This is a genomic window from Pseudomonas sp. SDO5271_S396 (assembly GCF_054071795.1).
Genome location: NZ_JBSVWB010000002.1, coordinates 138,579 through 161,061 on the forward strand (window position 1 = coordinate 138,579; position 22,483 = coordinate 161,061).

The 22,483-nt window shown below is 61.2% G+C and carries 23 protein-coding genes and 1 tRNA gene; 17 read left to right on the forward strand and 7 right to left on the reverse strand.

Features of this window, described 5'->3' with window-relative positions; genetic code table 11:
* Positions 1–192: 192 nt before the first annotated feature.
* The 5 genes from ACW9IN_RS02285 to ACW9IN_RS02305 all read left to right on the forward strand — a co-directional run bounded on the left by ACW9IN_RS02285 (position 193) and on the right by ACW9IN_RS02305 (position 4,649).
* Positions 193–672: a hypothetical protein gene (locus tag ACW9IN_RS02285; RefSeq protein ID WP_457364361.1), complete on the forward strand. Its 480-nt coding sequence runs from the start codon at positions 193–195 to the stop codon at positions 670–672.
* A gap of 95 nt (positions 673–767) precedes the next feature.
* A complete protein-coding gene (locus ACW9IN_RS02290; protein WP_457364362.1) occupies positions 768–1,376 on the forward strand; it encodes a LysE family translocator in 609 nt (202 codons plus the stop codon).
* Positions 1,377–1,537: 161 nt separating this feature from the next.
* Complete coding sequence (locus tag ACW9IN_RS02295) at positions 1,538–2,557, forward strand: hypothetical protein (RefSeq protein WP_457364363.1); 1,020 nt, start codon at positions 1,538–1,540, stop codon at positions 2,555–2,557.
* A 393-nt stretch (positions 2,558–2,950) separates the two neighbouring features.
* A complete protein-coding gene (locus ACW9IN_RS02300) occupies positions 2,951–3,571 on the forward strand; it encodes a LysE family transporter (RefSeq protein ID WP_457364364.1) in 621 nt (206 codons plus the stop codon).
* A 94-nt stretch (positions 3,572–3,665) separates the two neighbouring features.
* Complete coding sequence (locus tag ACW9IN_RS02305; protein WP_457364484.1) at positions 3,666–4,649, forward strand: GlxA family transcriptional regulator; 984 nt, start codon at positions 3,666–3,668, stop codon at positions 4,647–4,649.
* A 217-nt stretch (positions 4,650–4,866) separates the two neighbouring features.
* Here the strand turns inward: ACW9IN_RS02305 and ACW9IN_RS02310 are convergent, their stop codons facing one another.
* Positions 4,867–5,619, reverse strand: coding sequence for an SDR family NAD(P)-dependent oxidoreductase (locus tag ACW9IN_RS02310; protein ID WP_457364365.1), 753 nt, complete (start codon positions 5,617–5,619; stop codon positions 4,867–4,869).
* Between the two features lie 165 nt (positions 5,620–5,784).
* Between ACW9IN_RS02310 and ACW9IN_RS02315 the strand changes: the two genes are divergently transcribed.
* The 3 genes from ACW9IN_RS02315 to ACW9IN_RS02325 all read left to right on the forward strand — a co-directional run bounded on the left by ACW9IN_RS02315 (position 5,785) and on the right by ACW9IN_RS02325 (position 9,844).
* Positions 5,785–6,684 carry a helix-turn-helix transcriptional regulator gene (locus tag ACW9IN_RS02315; protein ID WP_457364366.1) on the forward strand — a complete coding sequence of 300 codons (900 nt, stop codon included), beginning with the start codon at positions 5,785–5,787 and terminating at the stop codon, positions 6,682–6,684.
* 118 nt (positions 6,685–6,802) lie between these two features.
* Positions 6,803–8,869: a maltose alpha-D-glucosyltransferase gene (gene treS / locus ACW9IN_RS02320; RefSeq protein WP_457364367.1), complete on the forward strand. Its 2,067-nt coding sequence runs from the start codon at positions 6,803–6,805 to the stop codon at positions 8,867–8,869.
* 102 nt (positions 8,870–8,971) lie between these two features.
* Entirely contained in the window at positions 8,972–9,844 is an 873-nt protein-coding gene (locus ACW9IN_RS02325; protein ID WP_457364368.1) for a dioxygenase family protein, read from the forward strand.
* 1 nt (position 9,845) lies between these two features.
* Here ACW9IN_RS02325 and ACW9IN_RS02330 read toward each other — a convergent pair whose 3' ends face one another.
* Positions 9,846–10,739, reverse strand: coding sequence for a LysR family transcriptional regulator (locus ACW9IN_RS02330; protein WP_457364369.1), 894 nt, complete (start codon positions 10,737–10,739; stop codon positions 9,846–9,848).
* Positions 10,740–10,856: 117 nt separating this feature from the next.
* Here ACW9IN_RS02330 and ACW9IN_RS02335 point away from each other — a divergent pair, with 117 nt between their 5' ends.
* Positions 10,857–11,249 (forward strand): tautomerase family protein, encoded by a 393-nt coding sequence (locus ACW9IN_RS02335; RefSeq protein ID WP_457364370.1) that lies wholly within the window; start codon positions 10,857–10,859, stop codon positions 11,247–11,249.
* A 145-nt stretch (positions 11,250–11,394) separates the two neighbouring features.
* Positions 11,395–11,610, forward strand: coding sequence for a hypothetical protein (locus ACW9IN_RS02340; RefSeq protein ID WP_457364371.1), 216 nt, complete (start codon positions 11,395–11,397; stop codon positions 11,608–11,610).
* Positions 11,611–11,786: 176 nt separating this feature from the next.
* Here the strand turns inward: ACW9IN_RS02340 and ACW9IN_RS02345 are convergent, their stop codons facing one another.
* The 4 genes from ACW9IN_RS02345 to ACW9IN_RS02360 form a co-directional block, all read right to left on the reverse strand.
* Positions 11,787–12,116: an antibiotic biosynthesis monooxygenase family protein gene (locus tag ACW9IN_RS02345; RefSeq protein ID WP_457364372.1), complete on the reverse strand. Its 330-nt coding sequence runs from the start codon at positions 12,114–12,116 to the stop codon at positions 11,787–11,789.
* Positions 12,117–12,157: 41 nt separating this feature from the next.
* Positions 12,158–13,132, reverse strand: coding sequence for a zinc-dependent alcohol dehydrogenase family protein (locus tag ACW9IN_RS02350; protein ID WP_457364373.1), 975 nt, complete (start codon positions 13,130–13,132; stop codon positions 12,158–12,160).
* Between the two features lie 62 nt (positions 13,133–13,194).
* The gene (locus ACW9IN_RS02355) at positions 13,195–13,497 is read right to left on the reverse strand and encodes an ArsR/SmtB family transcription factor (RefSeq protein WP_457364374.1); all 303 of its coding nucleotides are present in this window, start codon (positions 13,495–13,497) and stop codon (positions 13,195–13,197) included.
* A gap of 303 nt (positions 13,498–13,800) precedes the next feature.
* Positions 13,801–13,887, reverse strand: a tRNA-Leu gene (locus ACW9IN_RS02360).
* Positions 13,888–14,111: 224 nt separating this feature from the next.
* Between ACW9IN_RS02360 and ACW9IN_RS02365 the strand changes: the two genes are divergently transcribed.
* Entirely contained in the window at positions 14,112–14,588 is a 477-nt protein-coding gene (locus ACW9IN_RS02365; RefSeq protein ID WP_457364375.1) for a hypothetical protein, read from the forward strand.
* Between the two features lie 38 nt (positions 14,589–14,626).
* Here the strand turns inward: ACW9IN_RS02365 and deoC are convergent, their stop codons facing one another.
* A complete protein-coding gene (deoC, locus tag ACW9IN_RS02370) occupies positions 14,627–15,307 on the reverse strand; it encodes a deoxyribose-phosphate aldolase (RefSeq protein ID WP_457364376.1) in 681 nt (226 codons plus the stop codon).
* Between the two features lie 144 nt (positions 15,308–15,451).
* Between deoC and deoR the strand changes: the two genes are divergently transcribed.
* The 6 genes from deoR (at position 15,452) to ACW9IN_RS02400 (ending at position 22,470) form a co-directional block, all read left to right on the forward strand.
* Complete coding sequence (deoR, locus tag ACW9IN_RS02375; RefSeq protein WP_457364377.1) at positions 15,452–16,210, forward strand: DNA-binding transcriptional repressor DeoR; 759 nt, start codon at positions 15,452–15,454, stop codon at positions 16,208–16,210.
* Between the two features lie 154 nt (positions 16,211–16,364).
* Entirely contained in the window at positions 16,365–17,339 is a 975-nt protein-coding gene (locus tag ACW9IN_RS02380) for a substrate-binding domain-containing protein (protein ID WP_457364378.1), read from the forward strand.
* A 42-nt stretch (positions 17,340–17,381) separates the two neighbouring features.
* On the forward strand, positions 17,382–18,398 hold the full coding sequence (locus tag ACW9IN_RS02385; RefSeq protein WP_457364379.1) for a galactitol-1-phosphate 5-dehydrogenase: 1,017 nt from the start codon (positions 17,382–17,384) through the stop codon (positions 18,396–18,398).
* A gap of 100 nt (positions 18,399–18,498) precedes the next feature.
* Positions 18,499–20,019 carry an FGGY-family carbohydrate kinase gene (locus tag ACW9IN_RS02390; protein ID WP_457364380.1) on the forward strand — a complete coding sequence of 507 codons (1,521 nt, stop codon included), beginning with the start codon at positions 18,499–18,501 and terminating at the stop codon, positions 20,017–20,019.
* Entirely contained in the window at positions 20,016–20,990 is a 975-nt protein-coding gene (locus ACW9IN_RS02395) for a sugar-binding transcriptional regulator (RefSeq protein ID WP_457364381.1), read from the forward strand. Before ACW9IN_RS02390 ends, ACW9IN_RS02395 begins: the two co-directional genes overlap by 4 nt.
* The gene (locus ACW9IN_RS02400; RefSeq protein ID WP_457364382.1) at positions 20,983–22,470 is read left to right on the forward strand and encodes a sugar ABC transporter ATP-binding protein; all 1,488 of its coding nucleotides are present in this window, start codon (positions 20,983–20,985) and stop codon (positions 22,468–22,470) included. Before ACW9IN_RS02395 ends, ACW9IN_RS02400 begins: the two co-directional genes overlap by 8 nt.
* Positions 22,471–22,483 lie beyond the last annotated feature (13 nt).

Below are 22,483 nucleotides of genomic sequence, written 5' to 3' on the forward strand. Positions count from 1 at the left end.
GCGCTTGTGGCTTGGGCGCCTTTTTTGCACCCATCCCGCGCCCTAAGCTGGCCCCTCGAACCCCAACGAGGACATGCCATGCCACTTTATCTCCGTCGGGCCGCAGGGGCCTGCTTCAAAATACTTGCACTCAGCCTTTCAGTCGCGTGGCTGGGATGCAGCCATGCCGCCACGGCGAAAGCAATCGCGCCTTTGGCCCAGTACGAACAACAGGCTCGTCAGTTCCAGCCGCTAAACGGCCTGGCCGCGACCAACAGCAATGACATCCGCCAGTTCATCTATGAATGGTTCACCCATTTCGAACACGCCTCCAATGCCGACTACTTTCTCGCCCATCTGGATGACCAGCACCTGTCGGCGGTGTTCCTCGGCATGGCGCCGCTGACCAGCCACGCCGCGTTCGCCGACTGGTACAACAACCTGCTGGCCCAGACACTGTGGAATTTCCATGACGTGTCGGCCATCGAGATCAAGCAGACCGCCGCACAGTCCTATCACGTCAGCTTCGTGGTCGACTGGTACGGGGAAGTGCGCGCCGACAGTGCGCAACGGGCCGGATGGCAGAGCCGCAGTGACAGCCGCATCTACCATCGCAAGTTGCGCCAGGACTGGACGGTCAGGACGGGCGGCCCACTGGTGATCGAACAACTCACCGTCAGCGTCGTCCCTTGAAAGTGTATCCCTCGATCCGAGCATGGCTGTACGGGGCAGCCGGCCTCGCAAGCCATTAATGTCACTGGCATGCCTCTTCGCCCGGATACCGCGCCATGTTCATGTCCACCAGCCTATTGTCGGCCTTTGTGCTATTTGCCTTCGTGTCGTCGATCACACCCGGGCCGAACAACACGATGTTGCTGGCTTCGGGCGTGAACTTCGGCTTCCGTCGTTCGATGCCTCATGCATTGGGGATCAGCATCGGTTTCATGGTGCTGGTGATCGCCGTGGGCCTGGGGTTGGGCGAAGTGTTCAAGGTATTCCCGTGGGCGTACACGCTGCTGCGTTACGTCGGTGCGGCTTATCTGCTCTATCTGGCCTGGAAAATTGCCACGGCCGGCGGCATGTCCGAGGGTGGCGACGCGCAAGTCCGGCCCATGACCTTCCTCGGCGCGGCGGCCTTCCAGTGGGTGAACCCCAAGGCGTGGATCATGGCGCTGGGTGCCATCACCACCTACACGCCGGCCGAAGGTTATGTGGCCAACGTGCTGCTGATTGCCCTGGTGTTTGCAGTGGTCAACTTGCCCAGTGTGTGCATCTGGGTCGGTTGTGGCAGCGGTTTGCGCAATGTGTTGCGCGAACCGCGCTGGCTACGCCTGTTCAATGGCTCGATGGCCGGCCTGTTGGTGCTGTCGCTGTACCCGATGTTGTTCGCGGGGTGAGGGAACGCCTATAGCCGCTTGCCCCCATTGACGGCTTTTGAGCGGCTATTGCATGCTCGCCGCTGCATGTCAGCCCTGCTACTGGATGTTGCGGCACGAAGCGATTGAACGGGTTCCTGGTTCGAGGGATCGCTTCAACACTCTCATTCGAGACCCTCAGCGTGAAGCGTCCTTTATTCCATTGCCTTGCCCTCGCGGTGCTTGCGAGTACCTCCGTTGCCGCGCACGCCGACACCCAAGTCGGTATTCGCGCCATCGAAACCGCCTACCATCAACTGCTCACTGAACTGGACCACAGCCGTGGCGCCCGTCCGGATGCAGATACCCGTCAGCGCATCATCCAGGCATCCCAGGCGTTTCAGGCCGCGATGCAGCGCGATGGCGGTGCCCGCGACAACCTGAACACCGACGTGAAAAACATCGTCAATTCCCTGAGCGACGGCAGCTACAGTGCCGATGGCAGCATTCGCGCCCTGCAACGAGACGCCAAGGGCAGCGTGATCGACGCCGGGCCCTGGGCGCCGGCGTTGGCTGGCAGCCCGATCCGCCAACCCATCGGCACCCACTTGAACCAGACCAGCGAAGGCGACTGCGTGGGCATTTCGGTGGTCAAGGCGTTTTCCAACACCCGCACCGGTGCCGACATCCTGCAACGCGGCGTGACCCTGAATACCGACGGCAGCTTCAACGTCAGCCTGCCGGGGGCGCCGGGTACGGTGTTCCATTTGCAGGCGGGTGATCTGGACCAATACGGCAAGGGCGATGCGCCGGCGGCGGCGGTGGTGGGGGCGATGTTCCAGTATTTCCACCTGGACCCGGCAAAAGGTGCGCTGCCCACCAACAAAGTCATGGAGTTGCTGGCGGGGCAGTACGGTGATCACCTGCGCCTGGCCGATGCCCATAGCTCGCCTGACGACATCACCCGCTTCCTGCTGAGCAATGCCGGCGCAGTCGGCACGCGGGCGGCCATCGTGTTCGGCGGCAAACCGGCGCGCAATGGGGATTGGTCCAAGGGCGATGGGCATGCCTTTGCCATTCTCCATATCGACCCGGCGAGCGGACTGCTCAGTTACACCAACCCGTGGAACGAGGGCGTCCAGGTGCGCACCATCGCCATCAAGGAGCTGGCGATGCAGGCGGCGGGCACCTCGGCGGATTTTGAAATGGTGACGTTCCGCTAGGCTCAGACCGGCGAAATGGTCGCCAGCAGGCCGATACCGATGGTCAGCGCCAAAAAGCCGAACAGGAAAATTGCCATCTTGGTCATGGGACCTCCGGAGGGAAGGGCGGCAGGCACCTGCCTGTCGCGCCCGACAGGGATGTCGGGCGTGCGTTGATTGTCGGCGTCGAGGCGTTTTTGGTACAGATTCAGATAGTGAAGAAAAAACCGTATCAGATGCGCCGCCTCTCAGTAGGTTGAGGGGCTGGAGAGCAGCGGTTTTTTGAATATCAGGGAATAAAACCCAGGATTGCGCTGTTTTGTTCGATACAGCAACGCAATGGCGCTGAAACATCTTGTTCAGCTTTTATTGCGCGTTTTAGACTCGATCCACCTTTCCCTGTGAGGCATTCCCATGTTCGGCGTAACTGATTACGGCTCCTTTGTGCTGGCGTTCATCCTTCTGCTGTTGATCCCGGGGCCGGGCAACCTGGCGTTGATCACCTCCACCAGCAAAGGCGGACTGCGCGCCGGCATCGCGGCCACGTTTGGTGCGATCCTGGGCGATCAGGTATTGATGTGGCTGGCGGTGGCCGGCGTTGCGGCCATCCTGCAATCCCACCCGGCGGCCTTCCATGCCGTGCAGTGGCTGGGTGCGGCCTACCTGATGTGGCTGGGCGCGAGCCTGTTGCTCGCCAAGCCGGGCGCCGCGTTGGTACTGGAGATCAAGCCTCGCCATTACCTGCGCCAGAGCGCAACGATCGCCTTGCTCAACCCCAAGACCATTGTGTTCTACATGGCGTTCTTCCCGCTGTTCATCGATCCGACCAGCAACCCGGGCTTTTCGACCTTTGCGTTCATGGGCGCAACCGTTGCCAGCCTGACCCTGATCTACGGCACGATCGTGGTGCTGCTGACCGGCTTTTTCGCCAGTCGCCTGCGCGCCAATGCCACGGCTTCGCGGGTGATGCAAAAGCTTGCGGGCATGTTTCTGGTCGGTTTCGGCCTGAAGCTGGCGGCGTTGCGCGCCGCCTGAGACAGCCGCTGCATTTGCCCCTAAGATGGCGCCCACTGCATCAACAACAAGAGTGGGCCAACCCTCGATGGAAAGACGTCAATTCAGCGGCGGCATGCAAGGCAAGAACCTGCGCTACCTCAACGATGCGCCCTGGCAGCCGACACCGGTCACCCGCGTCGGCTTCCTGTTGCTCGAACACTTCTCGCTTCCGGCCTTCACCCAGACCCTCGACACTCTGGTCACCGCCAACCTGCTGCGTCCCGAATTGTTCAAGTCCCGCACGTTCGGCTGGGACGATGGCGAAGTCATCAGCGATCTGGGGCTGGTCATCCGCCCGGACGCGCGCCTCGACGCAGCGGCGCTGCAAACCCTGGAACTGCTGGTGATCTGCGGTGGTTTCCGTACCGAGCTCAAGGCCAGCGAAGATTTCATCCATCTGCTGCGCACCGCCGCCGAACACGGCATCCATCTTGCCGGGTTGTGGAACGGCTCCTGGTTCCTTGGGCGCTCCGGTCTGTTGCAGGGCTACCGTTGCGCGATCCACCCGGAACATCGCCCGGCCCTGGCGGAAGTGTCCAAGGCCACCCACGTCACCAGCGAACCCTATGTGATCGACCGCGACCGCTTGACTGCGTCCAGCCCCTCCGGCGCCTTCCATATGGCTCTGGACTGGATCAAAGGCCTGCACGGCAAGGCGCTGGTCGAAGGCATCGAAGACATTCTGGCCTTCGAAGAGTCTCGCTACCGCCGCGTCAAACCTACCGAAAACATCAGCGTCAGCGCGCCCTTGCGCGAAGTGGTGAAACTGATGGACGCCAACCTCGAAGAGCCGCTGGAACTGGACCAGTTGGCGGTCTACGCCGGCCGCTCACGCCGCCAGCTGGAGCGGCTGTTCAAGGAACAACTGGGCACCACGCCGCAACGCTACTACATGGAACTGCGCGTCACCGAAGCTCGCCGCCTGTTGCAGCACACCGAACTGTCGCAGGTGGAAGTGCTGGTGGCCTGCGGGTTTGTCTCGCCAAGCCACTTCAGCAAGTGCTACAGCTCGTATTTCGGATACCGCCCCTCCAAGGAAAAGCGGTTGGTCAAGTAGCTCCAGGTTGCGGGAGTTGTGTCAGGTGCAGAGGTACTTGCTGTGCCACCGTCTTCGCAGGCAAGCCAGCTCCCACATTAGAGCTCTATTGTTGGGGAGAAAGCGTCTGGCGCGCCGGCCCTGTTGGCAGAGCTCTTTCAGCCACAGCGAATCGCCTGTGGGAGCTGGCCTGCCTGCGAAAGCGGTAGCGCAGGCGCTGAAAAGATCGCCTGTCCGCTTAGCCGGCAACCACGCTCATACCGCCATCCGCCATGACCACTGAACCGACCATGTAAGACGCCCTGTTCGAGGCGAGAAATGCCACGACTTCAGCGATTTCTTCCGGCTGTGCGGCGCGTTTGATCGGCGCGGTCTCGCCGTGTTGTGCCAGGAAACTCGGCCCGTCGGCGACGACGCTGTCGAGGATATGGGTGACCACATCCCCGGAGCCCACCGCGTTGACGCGAATGCCGTGCTCGATGACTTCCAGCGCGAGTGTCCGTGTAAGCTGCACCAGCGCCCCCTTGGACGCGGTGTAGGCGGCAATGGTGGGAAACGCCTGGTACGCCGCGTAGGACGCAATGTTCACGATGGCGCCCGTACCGTTGGGAATCATGGCTTTGATGGCTTCGCGCGAATGCAGGAATGCGGCGGTCACGTTGACGTTCTGCACGCGCTCCCAGTCTTCCCGGGTCATGTCGATCACCGGTTTGTTGATGATGATCCCGGCGTTGTTCACCAGTACATCCAGCCGCCCGAAGTGTTCGATGGCTTTGGCCACCGCCTGTTCGGCGACGCCGTCCCGGGTGATGTCCGCCACAAGGGGGACCAGCCCGGGACGAGCCAGTTGCTCGACTGTCGGATTTTTGTCTTCGGCGATGACGCTTGCACCTCGTTCATGCATCAGCAGCGCAACCGCGCGGCCAATACCGCTGGCGGCGCCGGTGACGAGTACGACTTTTCCGGCGAAGTCTTGAGGGATGGTATTCATTGAAACAGCACTCCTGATCGAATTAAGGCACCCAGGCCGACAGGCATTGGATGAGGGCCTACTATCCGCTGTTGGCCCATTCGAATCTGGAGGGTGTTTGTCGAAACTATTGTGATCTTGCTTTTTATTGCTACCGTTAACGCCCATATACACGTTGGCCACTTGATGAAACCACTTGAACGAATCGCTGCGCAGTCGATGCCGCATTACCTGGCGCCCAGTCCCGTTGAAGCGCCTGCGCATTGGTTGCATCCGGATGTCCAGATGCAGGTATTCACCCATGCCAGCACTGCCCACGCCATCATGGTGCCGGCGGTGGCCGAACCACTGTTGGTGCTGGTGCTTTGCGGAGGTGCACGGGTGCAGGAACGCGAGTTGGGGCAGGGGTGGAGCGACAGTGACGTCGGTGTCGACGATTTTTTCCTGACCCAGGCTGAGCGACCTTACGAAATGCGTTGGCAAACCCGGGGCGAAGCGACGTTCCAGGTGGTGCACCTGTACCTGAGCCAACGTCTGCTGGACCAGGCGGCGGCTGATCTTCAACAGCATGGTCAACGTATACGCCTGGTCGAGCTGTCCGGGGCCAGGGATGCTCACGTGGCGTGCCTGGTGCGCTGCATCCACCAGGAGCTGGCCGGGCACCGCACGCCCAGCAATCTTTCTGCCACCGGCCTGGCCCAGGCTTTGGCGGTGCATCTGGTACGGCACTATCGTGAGCATGGCACACAGGCCAAGCCGCGAAATGCCTTGCCCGCATATCAACTGCGACGGGTGATTCAACGGATGGAGCAAGCGTTGGACCTCGACCTGAGTCTGGACGACTTCGCCGAAGAAGCAGGGTTGAGCCGCTTCTACTTCAGCCGCCTGTTCCACCAGGCGACCGGTCATTCGCCGTCGCAGTTCTTTATTCGGCTGCGCATGGCCAGGGCCCGTGAGCTCTTGTCGAGCACCTCCCAGAGCATCATCCAGATCGCCCTGGAGGTGGGTTACAACAGCCCGGCGCATTTCGCCCAGGTGTTCCGGCGTCACACCGGCATGACGCCGCGCGAGTACCGACAACAGTAGGCGTCGCCTCATGCGTGGTGGCAGATTCGATGCAACGAATGGCCACGGGGCGCCTCATATGCTTACCACCGGCTGAATCTGCCGGTTGGACTCACTCACGACGACGGGTATCGAGCTTATGACGGCGGCGGACAAGGACCATGTGAACTGGCTGGTGGAACAATCGATGCTGCACGCGGCGCGGCAGCGGGCCCGGCTTTATTCGGGGCAGGGTCGCTTGTGGCAGCAGCCTTACGCACAGACCCGGCCCCGTGATGCCAGTGCCTTGTCCTCGGTGTGGTTCACCGCATATCCCGCGTCGATCATCACCCGCGACGGCGGCACGGTGCTTGAAGCCCTGGGGGACGAAAGCCTGTGGCACGCGCTGTCGAAAATCGGTATCCAGGGCATTCACAATGGTCCGCTGAAAAAGTCCGGAGGCCTGTCCGGCACGCGGCACACGCCGACCATCGATGGCAATTTCGACCGCATCAGCTTCGACATCGACCCGCAACTCGGCACCGAAGCACAGTTGCAGGCCATGACCCGCATGGCTGCGGCGCATAACGCAGTGATCATTGACGATGTGATCCCGTCGCACACCGGCAAGGGGGCGGACTTTCGCCTGGCCGAGATGGCTTATGAGGATTACCCGGGCCTGTACCACATGGTGGAGATCCGCGAGGAAGACTGGCCGCTCCTGCCCGAGGTGGCCGAGGGGCGCGATGCGCAGAACCTCAGCCCGTTGCAGGTTGATGCCCTGCGCGACAAGCATTACATCGTCGGCCAACTGCAACGGGTGATCTTCTTCGAGCCCGGGGTGAAGGAGACCGACTGGAGCGCCACGCCCGTGGTGGTCGGTGTGGACGGCAAGCCGCGGCGCTGGGTGTACCTGCATTACTTCAAGGAGGGCCAGCCGTCGCTCAATTGGCTCGACCCGTCCTTCGCCGCGCAGCAGATGATCATTGGCGATGCGCTGCATGCCATCGACGTGATGGGCGCCAAGATCCTGCGTCTGGACGCCAACGGTTTTCTCGGCGTGGAACGCAAGCTGGAAGGCTCGGCCTGGTCGGAGAGCCACCCGTTGTCGATCACTGGCAACCAACTGCTGGGCGGGGCGATCCGCAAGGCGGGCGGGTTCAGCTTCCAGGAGCTGAACCTGACCGTCGACGATATCGCCGCCATGTCCCACGGCGGCGCCGACCTGTCCTATGACTTCATCACCCGGCCCGCCTACCAACACGCCTTGCTGATGGGCGACACCGAGTTCCTTCGCCTCATGCTGCGCCAGATGCACAGCCTGGGCATCGACCCCGGCTCGTTGATCCATGCCCTGCAAAACCATGACGAGTTGACCCTGGAACTCGTGCATTTCTGGACGCTGCATGCCCATGACACCTTCCTGTATCAGGGGCAGACGTTCCCCGGCAATATCCTGCGCGAGCATATCCGCGAGCAGATGTACGAACGCCTGGCCGGCGAACACGCGCCGTATAACCTCAAGTTCGTCACCAATGGCGTGGCCTGCACCACCGTCAGCTTGATCACGGCAGCGCTGGGCATTCGCGAGCTGGAGGCGATCAGCGCGGCGGACATCCAGCAGATTCGCCAGATTCATTTGCTGTTGGTGATGTACAACGCGATGCAGCCCGGGGTATTTGCCCTGTCCGGCTGGGACTTGGTAGGCGCGCTGCCGCTGGCCGCCGATGAGGTGGCGCACCTGATGACCGACGGCGATACGCGCTGGATTCATCGTGGCGCCTACGACCTGGTGGACCTCAACCCGGACGCCGAGCTGTCGGCCGGGCAGATGCCGCGCGCAAACACGCTGTATGGCAGTTTGAACAGCCAGTTGCAGGACCCGGCGTCCTTCGCTTCGCAGTTACAGAAAATCCTCGCCGTACGCCGCGCCTACGACATTGCCGCAAGCCGCCAGATCCAGGTGCCGGACGTGGACCACCCAGGGCTGCTGGTGATGGTCCACGAACTGCCTGCCGGCAAAGGCACGCAGATCACCGCCTTGAATTTCGGCGCCACGCCGCTCACCGAAACCCTGCACTTGCCCGACGTTGCGCCAGGTCCGGTGGTGGACATCATCAACGAGCGGGTCGAAGGCGACCTGACGCCCGAGGGCGAGTTCACCATCACGCTGGACGCCTACGAAGGGCTGGCGCTGCGCGTGGTCAGCAGTTCGCCGATGCTCTAGTGGAATAAACCGGCATACCGGGGTGTTTCTGGAATAACCCATAAAACAACAAGGGTTCTCCGGAGTATCCGCCCCGGAGCGCTGATGTGCCGGAGCCTGCCCATGTCCCATCCCGACCGTGTTTTCGAATCGCTGATTACTCAACAAGCCGTCGACAGTTTCAACGACGCGCCAGACGTCCGCTTCAAGCAAGTGATGCAGAGCCTGGTTCGCCACCTGCACGCGTTCGCCAGTGAGGTGGAGCTGACCGAGCAGGAGTGGTTCGAAGCCATCGGTTTTCTGACCGAAACGGGTCAGCTGTGCGATGGGGCGGTGCGTCAGGAATTCATTCTGCTGTCGGACACCCTGGGCCTGTCGATGCTGGTGGACGCGGTCAACCACCGGCAGAGTGCCAAGGCCACGCAAACCACGGTGTTCGGACCGTTCTACATTGACGGCATGCCGGAGCGTGTCTTTGGCGAAAACATGGCCCTTACGCCCGGCGAATCCACCTTGATACACGGGCGCGTGCTGGACACCGAAGGTAAACCCTTGGCCAATGCACTGCTGGATGTGTGGCAGACCGCCGGCAATGGCATGTACTCAGGGCAGGACGTCGATCAGCCGTTCGGCAACCTGCGCGGACGTTATCGTACCGATGAGCAGGGCAACTATGCGATTCGCACGATCCTGCCGGTGTGCTACCCGATCCCGGACGACGGCACTGTCGGGCGCATGCTGCATGCCGCCAACCGTCACATCTGGCGGCCCGGGCATGTGCATTTCATGCTGGAAGCGCCGGGTTATCGCAAGTTGGTGACCCACCTGTTCACTGAGGGGGACCCGTACCTGGCGTCCGATGCGGTGTTTGGCGTCAAGGCGTCGTTGCAGGTGGCCTATGCGCCACAGACGGCCCATGACGAGCTGTCCGCGAGGCTTGGCATGGCGCTGCCGTTCAAGCGTGCGCATTACGACTTTGTGCTGGAGCGTGAGTGATTCAGGCTGACAACCCTTGCGCGATGGTCTCGGCCAGCCACTGATTGGCCCGTCGCAAATTGCCGGGGTGGGGCGATTGGGTCATCCACACGCCCAAGGTCAACTGAAAGTCGCTGAGCTCGACGATGCTCAGTTCATCCGCATAGGCAGTGCCGGGCAATAGCGTGCGGGGGATCAGGCCCAATCCCAGCCCGGCGGCCACCATGCGCATCTGCACGCCGGCGCCGTGGGTGTCGACGGCGAGCTTCAAGCGTTGGCCGCGACTGCCCATGGCCGCTTCCAGCGCCGCGCGGTAGCCGCAGCCTTTGGGGTTCAACACCCATTCCAGGGAGGCTAATTGGTGGATGTCACTGGCGGCGCGGACCAGGGGATGGTGCTTGCTTTGCACCACCAGAATATCGAGCGTGGTGAGCAAGTGGCTGTCCAGGCCGGCGGGCGGGCGGTTGGCCGCCGGCAGCATCAATGTGGCCGCATCCAGTTCGCCCGCGAGCATCTGTTGCTCAAGCGTCGAGCTCCAGTCGGTGACGATCTGCATCTCCAGGCCGGGCAGTTCGGTGCGGATCCGCGTGACCACCTCCAGCACCACCGCATCCGCGACGATCTGCGTCAAACCCACCCGATAGCGACCGCTGGGCAAGGCGTTTTCCTGGGGAATACTCAGCAGATGGTCGGCGTCGCGCAGCAGATCCACGGCTTTTTCATAGATGCGCCAGCCCATGGCATTGGGCAAAGGCGGGCGAGTGGAGCGGTCGAACAAGGCCTCACCCAGGGTTTCTTCCAAGTGCTGGATGCGCCGGGATACGGCGGATTGCGTTAGGCACAAAGTCTGCGCAGCGCGGGTCAGCGACGTACTCTCGACGACAGTCACGAACGCTTTCAAATCCTGAAATAGCATGCTTACTACTCATCATGATTTGGAAAATTATGCGCTTGATGAATCAACAGGTCGAGACTAGCGTAATCACCACGGGCCGCCGCCGTGGATAGGCCGTTTACCCTTGAGATGATTGCCATGCCTTTAGTTCGAATCGACCTCGCCGCCGACACTTCCGCTGAAACCGCTGCGGCGATCAGCGATGTGGTGTATGCCGCCATGACCAGCGTGGCCAATGTGCCGGAGCACGACAAATTCCAGATCATCAACCGCCATGCCCGGGATGAGTTGGTGTATCCCGCCGCCGGCTACCTCGGCGTGACCTATACGCCGCGCATTGTGTTTATCCAGGTGACCTGGAACGCCGGCCGCACGGTTGAAGTGAAAAAGGCGTTCTACCGGTTCATCGCCGAGGGCATCCACGCGAAAACCGGCCTGCGCAAGGAAGATGTGTGGATCAGCCTGGTGGACGTGAAGCGCGAGGACTGGTCGTTCGGCAACGGTGAGATGCAGTACGCGCCGACGGAATGATGTGGTGGTTTTGGGAGGTGCCCCGGCAATTGCCGGGGTGTTCAAGCTCTTAATAGGCGTCCTCAAAATACTCACAATTCTTTACTTCTCACGAACCACTGCAAGGCTAACCTTTTCAGCATGTGGCGGCTTATGCCGCCTTTGAATGATCGAGGAAAAGATGATGCTGGATTTGCAAGGGCGCACATTGCGTAACAGTGACGAGACACTGGCACGGGTTCTTGAACAAAAAAGGGCGGTTGACGAGATGCTGGACAAAGGATCGGCGGCGGCCCGCGACAGTCATAATCGTAAATATGCCGCTATCTTCGACGCGATCATCGCCTCGCATGGAGACGGTGCACCGTCTGCCAAGTCCTAGGCAGTTGCTGGAAAGTTATTGCGAGACAAAAAGATAAGGGCGACCGCCCACTAGCATTCGATCTGACCAGTCGCACGTATGTCTAATGAGTGATAGTCCCCATCCACGACCGGCAGCTAACGACTCAAAGCTGCCGGTCAGCTCCTGCGTAAATCGGCCAAAAGCAGTCAGCCTCACTATTCTACGAAACCGGCAACTACCTGTTCGCCAGCAGAAAAAGCAGCTCCTTCAATGTGGTAGACCCTCGGTTCTTCCGAAAAATATTCTTCCAGGCCTGCCATGAATATCCGATGGTCTTCACTCTCTTCGAAGCCCGGCGTGTGATCTTCAAGCGAAGCCCAACGCACTATCAAATTAAACCGCTCGGGGCTTTCAATTCCTTGCGCGAACAAGTGTCCGCCGTAACCCTTCGCACGGGTGAGCAATGGAGCGACTTCGGCAAATGCACGTCTGAAATTTTCAATGCGTTCTTTGTGGACGGGGAGCAGAGCGATTTCATAAATCATGGTGTTCCTCTCATATGACTTGAACAGTTAAAAGTACGAACCTACGAAATAAGCGATGGCTCGACTGCAATCGCGATTTTTCCTTGAATGCCGTTGTTGGGCTTTTCCAGCCGGGCATGGGCGAGCGCCATGTCGGCAAGCGAATAGACAGCGCCGACGTGTGGCCGCAGCTGACCGCGCTCTACCAATGCGCTCAGCTCATCCAGTTTGCCCCGGTTCTGTCTGGTGAAAACGAAGTGATAACTCGCGTTCTTGCCCCATGCCTGAACAAGGTTCTGCGGCTGAGCAATGTCCACAATCGAGACCACGCGGCCGAGTTGAGCGAGCACATCAGGGCTGCGCGTCAACGTGTTGCCGCCGATGGTGTCGAACACCACATCGACTCCGCGGCCATGCGTTTCCCGATTGATGACATCGACGTAATCCTCCTTTTCGTAGTCGATAACCACATCGGCCCCCATGCTTCGTGCGAACTCGAAGTGTGCTTCGCGCACGGTCGTGAAGACCCGCGCTCCAATGGCCTTGGCGATCTGGATCGCGATATGACCTACGCCTCCCGCGCCGCCGTGGATCAGGATGCTTTCTCCCACTCTGAGCACTGCACGACCGGTCAATGCTTCCCACACCGTCCCGCCAACCAGGGTCAGACTTGCCGCTTCGAGATGGCTCAGCGATGGCGGTTTCTTCCCGATAATGCTTTCGGCTGCAACCTGGTATTCGGCGTAACTGCCTGGCCCTTCAAATATCTGCGGGGTGTACCAGACTTCGTCGCCCGGAGCGAAGGACGTCACCCCAGGCCCGACTTCTTCGACAACCCCCGAGACGTCGTGTCCGGTAATGGCCGGTAGTTGCACCAGGTCGGAATAGTCGCCACGTCGAACCTGATAATCCAAGGGGTTGATGGAGGTCGCGTGTACCCGCACCAGGACTTGTCCCGCACCCGGCACTGGCTTGGGCACGTCGCAGAGTTCGAACGATTCCGGGCCGCCAAATGACTTAAGCATCAACGCTTTCATTGTGAATCCTCATATCGATAAAAAGGGATATCGAGATATTTCGATATCATGCGGTAAAAAAATTACAGATCTGTCCCTATGATCTTGGCAAGCGCACTGATGGTGGCTTCATTGCGCTTGTAGTAGGTCCACTGACCGATGCGCCTGACTTCTACCAGGCCTACCCGTTGCAGCGTTGCAAGATAACCAGACACCGTTGACTGCGACAGCCCGATGCCTTCCTGAATACTACTGACGCAGACCCCCACCGTGAGAACGTCTCCTTCATCCTGTGGAGGAAAGTTCTTAACGGGATCCTTCAGGCCTTTGAGGATTTCAAGGCGTGTAGGGTTGGAGAGGGCTTTGAATATTTCGAGTAATTCCATGAGCGCAGGATATCGAGATTTACCGATATGTCAATGCAAGAGTCAAAAGAGGATGAAACAGGCAAGGTAACGATTTCCTGCCGGGGCTTTTTGGCGATATGTTGAAGGCGTCTGTCGCCGATTTGACTGACCGCTTTTGGCCGGAACACGGCCATACGATTTGTCTCACGAGTCACGGTGTATTGATGGTTTGTGTTCGGTCGGCAGAACGCCAGAGAGGGAATTGCGGAACAGATCCAGAAATTGCGGAACACAAAAGATAAGGGCCTGCATGAAGTTCATCATGCAAGCCCTTGATATCTATGGTGCCCGAAGCCGGAATCGAACCGGCACGCCCTTTCGAGCGGGGGATTTTAAGTCCCATGCGTCTACCAGTTTCGCCATTCGGGCGGTAGCGCGGTGCAGCAGGGTTGGGAATATATAGATCCAGGCTCTGTGGCGCAAGGTCATGAAGCCCTTTCTTCTCTTTGGAAGCGTACGAAAAAGCTCGATAGATCAGTGATCTACGCCGGCTTTGCAGAGTCAATCGGCCTATTCCCGCAACTTGGGAACAAGTTTCGAAAATGACAGTCATAGCGATATGCCATCCCGGCTGTCTGGAAAGGAATCAAGTGATGCTCAGTGTTCGCACGTCGTCCTGGAAGCTTGTTGCAAGTGTTGTGGGTGTATTGGCGGCCAGCGCGGTAACGGCTGTGCAGGCGCAGGAGGTGGTGCAATGGGGCCGGTACAGTGCTGATCGAGGTGATCGCCTGACGGCGGCGTCGCGGGTCAAGGGAGACGAGTATGTGTTGCAGACATCGGGTATTTCGGTAGGGGATATCGAGACGCTGCAAACCGCACAAAAGCGTCAAGACGAGACGCTGGAAAGCCTCAAGTCCCGGCTGGACGCTCAGACCCGAACGCTTGATGAATTCAGGCGCAAGGAGGGTTCCAGTTCAAGCAGCAGTGACAGTCAACTGGCGGACCTGAAGCGCACCGTTGCCGATCAGAAAAGCACGATCGATCGGCTCAAGAGCGATATCAGCGACCAGAAACGCAGTTATGACGACCTCAAGCGCACCGTTGACAACCTGAGCAGCAAAGTGAAATGAGCCAATGAGCCCAGCAACCCCGCTGGGCTTTTTCATGCTCAATAGGCGCCGGCCACCGCAGTGTGCCCGCTGACAATCGCGATCCCGGAGCTGCTGCCCAGGCGCGTGGCACCGGCCTCGATCATCGCTTGGGCGGTGGCCAGGTCGCGCACGCCGCCTGAGGCTTTCACGCCGATCTCTGGCCCGACCACTTCGCGCATCAGGCGCACATCCGCCAGGGTGGCGCCGCCGTGGCCAAAACCGGTGGAGGTTTTGACGAAGGCGACGTTCAAGGCGCGGCAGATCACGCAGGCCTGGGTCTTCTGGGTGTCGTCGAGCAAGCCGGTTTCCAGGATCACCTTCAGCGGCACCTCCCCACAGGCCTTGAGGACCTGAGCGATATCGTCACGCACCTGGTCGAGCAGGCCGTCCTTCAGCCAGCCGATGTTCAGCACCATGTCGATCTCCCGCGCGCCAGCCTGGATCGCCAGCTGCGCTTCATGTGCCTTGGCGGCGCTCAAGCCGGCGCCCAGCGGAAACCCGACCACGGCGCACACCAGTGGCGAGGTACCGCGCAGGCATTCAACCGCCAGCGGCACATTGGCGCTGTTGACGCACACGGACTTGAAGCCATGCTCGCGGGCTTCGTCGCAGAGTTTGCGAATGCTCGCCTGGGAAGCATCGGCGGCGAGGAGTGTGTGGTCGATATAGGCGGCGAGGGGTGCGTTATCTTGGGGCATGAGGGGCGTCCTGTGGGGAAGAGGGTGCTGGGAAAAGCCTGTTTGTGTTAAGTTGAAGGCATTAAATGTGAAATAAATAACATTGTAAATGAATTTTGTGAGCCTTGTTGTCAGCCGGCCACATACAACCTGGGTGAAAGCGCAGTGGATTCAAAGAAAAACGCACGATTCAAAGCCATGCATCAGGCCTTGCAGGGTGAGGTAGCGGTGCACCTGCGAGACATGGCCGCCTTGCTGGGCGTATCGGAAATGACCCTGCGCCGTGACTTGGTGGACAGCCCCCAGGGCCTGCGCCTGTTGGGCGGCCATGTGACCCGCAGCGGTGCGCCGGAGCCGGACTATCAGGTCGCCGAGCAAGACCAGCGCAACGTCACCGAGAAGCGTCAGATCGGCCTGCTCGCCGCCAGCCTGGTGCGTCCGGGCGACACGATTTTCATCGATTGCGGCACCACCACGCCGTTTATCATCGACGCATTGCCCGACGATCTTGAGTTCACCGCGCTGTGCAATTCCCTCAACGTGCTGCTCAAGCTCCAGCAAAAGCCGGGCTGCACCGTGATTCTGTGCGGCGGCATGCTCGACCGGCGCAACCTGGTGTTCGAAAGCCGTGCCGAGGCCGGGATCATCGATGGCATTCGCGTGGCCTGGGCGTTCATCTCGGCGGCCGGGGTCAGCGCGAGCCAGGGCGTGACCTGTTTCAACCTCAACGAAGTGGACGTCAAACGCCGGGTCATGGCCCGCGCGCAGACCTGTGTGCTGGTGGCCGATCACACCAAGTTCGGCCAGGTACGCGCGGCGCATTTTGCCGAGCTGACGGATTTCCAGCGGGTCATCAGTGATGCAGGCCTGTCGCCAGCACAGCGCCAGGTGATCCATGAAGCGGGGGCTGTTCTGGTGGTGTGATTTTTATACCGTATGTTTGGATTTTAACAAAATTGCCTTGACACCTCCGGGCGCAAGGCATAGTTTTTCAAATGTGATCGCTGTTCACATTTGTGAGTGCGGCCTCCTTGAAGGCCGTGCCCGAATCCAGACAACAATAAAAATAGGAATCACCATGCTACAGATCGCCCGTAAACCTGTTCAGGTGCTGTCCCTCGCACTGGCTGTCACGGCCTCGGTACTGGCGCTCAATGCCCAGGCCAAGGATCTGAAGATCGGTTTCAGCCAGGTCACCCTCCAGTCTCCGTTCTATGTGCAATTGCGCGACGGCGCCAAAACCGCTGCCGCCAAGGACGGCGACGAGTTGATTTTCCTCGACGCCAATGGCGATATCAGCAAGCAGAACAACGATATCCAGGACCTGCTGACCCGCAAGGTCGACGTCCTCATCATCAATGCGGTGAACCCGGACGCCGTCGGTGCCTCCCTCGAAGCGGCCAAGCGTGCCAAGGTGCCGGTGATCGCCGTCGACCGCGCCATCAACGCGCCGGTCGCTGCCACCATCGGCCGCAACAATGCCGAGATGGGCGAGCTGTCCGGCAAAGCGCTGGTGGCCGCGCTGAAACAACAAGGCGTGGTCGGCGGCAAGATCATCGAGATCCAGGGCGATGCCGGTGGCGTGGTGATGCAGGAGCGGCGCAAAGGCTTCCACACTGCCTTGGCCGGCACCGACTTCAAGATCATCGAAGGTCCCTACAGCGAATACATGCGCGCCAACGCAGTCACGGCGATGCAAGACCTGCTGCAAGCTCATCCGGACGTCAAGGCGGTGATCGCCCATAACGATGACATGGCCATGGGCGCGCTCCAGGTGCTCAACGAGCGTGGCAAGAAAACCGTACTGGTGGCAGGCGTCGATGGCCTGTCGGAAGCCATCAATGCGATTCAGAACGGCGACCAATACGTGGCCACCGCCCTCAATGATCCACGTTATCTGGGCGAAGTCGCCATCGAAGCCGCGCGTGGCCTCATCACCGGCAAGACCATCCCAGCCTTCGTCGACGCGGGCACCCAAGTCGTGACCAAGGCCAATGCGGCCCAGGTCAAGCACGACGCCACCTTCGGCGAATACCGTCCCGGCGCGCTCTGAGGCGCCGCACTTTCCATTGCTTACCAACCAGGGGATTTCACTGTGAAAGCTGCCGTCATGTACAAACCGGGTGATATCCGGGTCGAAGACGTTCCAAAACCTGCGGTCAAGGCCGGCCACGCGCTGGTGCGCGTAGCCGCGTGTGGTGTCTGTGGTTCGGATATCCCGCGCATGCTGAGCAAGGGCGCCCATGTGATGCCGCTGATCTGCGGCCATGAATTCGCCGGTTTTATCGAAGAGATCGGCAGCGGCGTCGAGGGCTATGCCATCGGCGAACTGGTGACGGTGCCGCCAATGATTCCGGACGTGACCAGCGACCAATACGCCCGTGGTTTCCCGTCACGCTCGGAACAGTACGACTACTTCGGCAGCCGCCGCGACGGTGCCTATGCCGAGTACGTCAATGTGCCGTTGAGCAACCTGATCAAAGTGCCCGAAGGCATGGACCCGATTGCCGCGTCCCTGGTGGACCCGGCGGCCATTGCCCTGCACGCCATCTGGAAAGCCGACTTCAAGGCCGGGCAGAGCGGGGCGGTGGTGGGTTGCGGGCCGATCGGCCTGTTTGTGATCCAGTGGCTGCGCATCATGGGCGCCAAGGACATCGTGGCCATCGACATCGCCGAAGAAAAACTCGCCATGGCCCGCCAGGCTGGCGCGACCCACACCCTGCTCAGCGGTGCCGCGGATGGTGACCTGCCGCGCTGCCAGCTGGTGATTGAAGCGGCGGGCCATCCCAGCTCGATCAACCAGGCGGTGCAACTGACGAAGGCCGGCGGCCACGTGGTGTTTATCGGTATTCCCACCGGTGAAGTGCCAATCAGCACCGCCACCTTTTCGCACTTTCTGCGCCAGGAAATTTCCCTGCATGGCGCGTGGAACTCGTTCTCGGCACCGTTCCCGGGGGATGAGTGGACCGCGTCCATCGACAAACTCGCCTCCGGTGAATTGCAGTGGCAGTTCATGATCACCCACGACCTGCCGCTGGATGAGCTGCCGTCGATGTTCGAGCGTTACGCGGACCGCAGTGAAGTGGCCGCCAAGGTCATTTTCCGGCCTTGAGCCAACGGCATACGCTGTGATTCGCCCAGCCCTGCGACGCGCGCCGTTGCAGGGTTAAAAACAAAAAGCGTCGGCGGCACAAGACGCAGGAGGATGACCGATGACGTTGTTGTTGGGACTGGATTTCGGAACAGGTGGGGTGCGCGCCGGGTTGTATGACCTGCACAGCCACAAACTGGTGCAGGTGGCCGAAGCCCCCTACGCCACGCAATACCCGCAGTTGGGCTGGGCCGAGCAGGCGCCGGCGGACTGGTGGTCGGCGCTGGGCAAGGCCTGCCGGCAGTTGATGAGCCAGGCCGGTCACCCCAAGGTGGCGGCAGTGAGTGTCGCGACGACGGCGTCCACGGTAGTGGCCGCCCAGGCGGATGGCCAGCCCCTGGCTCCGGCGCTGTTATGGATGGATTGCCGCGCTGCCGTTGAGTCGGCGCGCACTGCACAGATCCACCATCCGATGATGAACCAGGGCGGTGACGCCGTAGAGTGGCTGGTGCCCAAGGCGATGTGGCTGGCCGAGCACGAACCCGAGGTGTACCGGCGTGCGGCGCGCATTTGTGAGGCGGTGGACTGGATCAACTTCCAACTGACAGGGCGCTGGGTCGCTTCCCAGTTGAACGCCAGTTGCAAGTGGAACTACGACACCCTGCAACAACGCTTTCCGGTGGAGCTGTATGCCGAACTGGGCATTCCTGAACTGGCGGAAAAACTGCCTCCGGAAGTGATCAAGGTGGGCGGGCGAATCGGTGCGTTGACCGCCGACGCCGCCAGCCACCTGGGCCTGGGCCGTGACACGCTGGTGGCCCAGGGCGGCATCGATGCCCACATGGCCATGCTCAGCGCCGGCACCACCGGCGCGGGCGAATTGCTGTTTATCGGTGGCACCTCCGTGGTGCAGTTGATGCACACGCCCAAACGTATTGATGTGCCCGGTATCTGGGGGCCTTACCCCGATGCCTTGCTGGACGGCCAGTGGTTGATGGAAGGCGGGCAAGTCTCTGCCGGCTCGATCCTTAACTGGCTCGCACAAAAGATGTTTGGCCTCGACGATGCCGGTCACCAACAACTGATCCGCCAGGCCGCGGCCTTGCAGCCGGGCTCTACCGGTCTGCTGGTGCTGGATTACTGGATGGGCAACCGCACGCCGTATCGCTCGCCGGACATGCGCGGCGCGATCATGGGGCTGTCGCTCAATCACGACCGCCATGACCTGTACCGCGCTTCGGTGGAAGCCATTGCCCTGGGCTCGGCGAACATCTTTCACACCTGGCGCGCCGAAGGTATCGAGATCACTCGCGTAGTCGCCGCCGGAGGCTTCCAGAAAAACCCGTTGTGGTTGCAGGCCACCGTCGATGCCACGGGCGTGCCTTTTGAAATGGTGCCCCACGACAACCTCACCCTGATCGGCACCGCCGCAGCAGCCGCCTGTGCCCTCGGCGAGTTCAGCGATTTGCAGCAAGCGGCCACGGACTTCACCACCGTGGGCCGGCTGATCGAGCCCGACCCGTATGCCCATGAGCAGTACATCGAATTGCTGGGCCGTTATCGCGCCGCCACCGACAGCGTGGCGCCCATCAGTTGCAAGCCGCCGGCGAATCGCGTCCTGGGTGTGAGGCCGGCCGCATGAGCGCCGAATCGCTGTCACCCAGGCTCAGCGGGGATTCCCAGCGCGATGACCTGATGGTGCAGGTCGCCAAGCTCTACTACGACCTGGAAAAGACCCAGAGTGAAATTTCCACCGAGACCGGCCTGACCCGCTGGCAAGTCAGCCGCCTGCTGCGTGAAGCCCGTGATTGTGGGGTGGTGCGCATCGACATCGTCGCCCATTCGGCCCGCGTACCGGCGGTGGAAGTGGCCCTGCAACGCCGTTACGGGCTGCGCGAAGCCCTGGTGCTGGAGGTGGATGACGAGGACGCCCTGAACGTAGTGACCCAGGCCGCCGCGCGTTACCTGTGCAACCTGCAACCGATGCCGGCGCTGATTGGTGTGTCCTGGGGCCGGACCCTGACCAAAATGGCCCAGTGGCTGGTGCCGCGCTGGAACGAGGGCGTCAACGTGGTGTTGCTCAATGGCGCGATCAACACGCGCTCGGTCGGTGAGCCGAGCCATAACGTGGCAGAGCGTTTCGCCCAGGCGGCGCGTGGTCAGGCCACGTTGCTGCCGGTACCGGCGATTCTCGGGCATGCCCACACCCGCGAAGCGCTGGAACAAGACCCGGTGATCGCCCAGGTCATGCGCCTGGGTGAACAGGCGCCGGTCGCCTGTTTCAGCCTGGGGGAGCTGTCGGACCATTCGGTGTTGATGGAATCGGGTTACATCGACCTGCCGCTGCTCAGGGAGCTGGAGCGCCTGGGCGCAGTGGGCGACATCATGGGCCGTTTCATCGGCATGGACGGCGAACCGGTGCTGCCCGAACTGGATGCGCGCACGCTGGGCCTGCGCCTGTCGGCGTTGCGCGAAAAAGCCTGGTCGATGGCCGTGTGCGTCGGCGCCCACAAACACCGCATCGTGCGGGCTGCGGTCAAGGCCGGTTACGTCAATGTGCTCGCCACCGACGCCGGTACTGCCCGTTATCTGCTGGAGCAGGATCATGAATGAGTTGGCCCTGGAGATTCGCCACGTCAGCAAGCGTTTCCCGCCCAATGTCATCGCCCTGACCGATGCCTCCCTCGAGGTGCGGCCGGGCGAGGTGCACTGCCTGCTCGGCGCCAATGGCGCGGGCAAGAGCACGTTATTGAAGATCGTCGCCGGGGCCCACCGGCCTGATGCGGGCGACCTGTCCATCGCCGGTGAACCCATCGAACTGAAGAACCCGCAACAGGCGCGCCAGGCCGGTATCGCGATGATCTACCAGGAACTGGATTTGATCCCGCAAATGACTGTCGAGGAAAATCTGATGCTCGGCTACGCGCCCAGGCGCTTTGGCATGATCGACCGTGGCCGGCGTAGCGCCTTGGCCAAGGCCGCGCTGTCGCGTGTCGGCGCGAATTTTTCCAGCACCGACCGGGTCGGCACCTTGTCGATTGCCAATCAGCAACTGGCGGCGATTGCCCGGGCGTTGACCTGTGACGCCAAGGTGGTGGTGATGGATGAGCCGTCCGCTGCCCTGAATGAAACCGAACTCAAGCAAGTGTTCCAGGTAATCCGCGAGATCACCGCCGCCGGCGTCGCGGTGTTGTATGTGAGCCATCGGCTGAATGAAATTCGCGAGATCGGCGACCGGGTCACGGTGCTGCGGGCCGGGCGCACCCTGCAAACCCACGAGTTGGCACACATCGACGATCAGGCGCTGATTGCGGCGGTGGTCGGCGAGCATCGTGACCTGCTGGAGCGCAGCCCGCGCCAGCCGCCGCGCGGGACGCTGGCCCTGAACATTCGGCACTTGTCGGGTGCGCAAGGGCTGGATGTGCGTGAGTTGCAGGTGCGCCAAGGGGAAATCGTCGGCCTGGCCGGCCTCAATGGTGCGGGGCGCAGCAGTTTGCTCAAGGCGCTGTTTGGCGTGGGGCGCACCGACAGCGATGTCGAGCTGTTTGGCGAGCCTTATCGTCCGTTGACGTCTCGCCAGGCCATCCGGCAGGGCGTCGGCCTGGTCCCGGAAAACCGCAAGACCGAAGGCCTGGTGCTCGACGCGCCGATCTACCGCAATGCCTGTCTGGTGCACACGCGGCACCTGCGCTGGTTTTCCCATCGCCAGGCCAAGGACCGCGCCGGCCCGGTGCTCAAGCGCCTGCAAACCAAGCTCGACAACCTGGAGCAGCCCGTGCGGCAACTGTCTGGCGGCAATCAGCAGAAAGTGGTGATGGCCAAGTGGGTGATCGACGGCGCACGCCTGTTGCTGCTCGATGAGCCCAGCCGGGGCCTGGACGTGGGCGCCAAGGCCGACCTGTACGCCCTGGCCCGCAGCCTCGCGCAGGAAGGCGCGGCGGTGCTGGTGGCCAGCAGCGAACTGGACGAGTTGTACGTCAACTGTGACCGGATCTGGGTGATGCACGAAGGGCGCAACGCAGTGTGTTTCGACCCGCTGCACGCCACGCGTGACCAGATCGACCAAGCCATCCTTGTGGGTCGGCATCCTTAAAGAACAAGAGTGT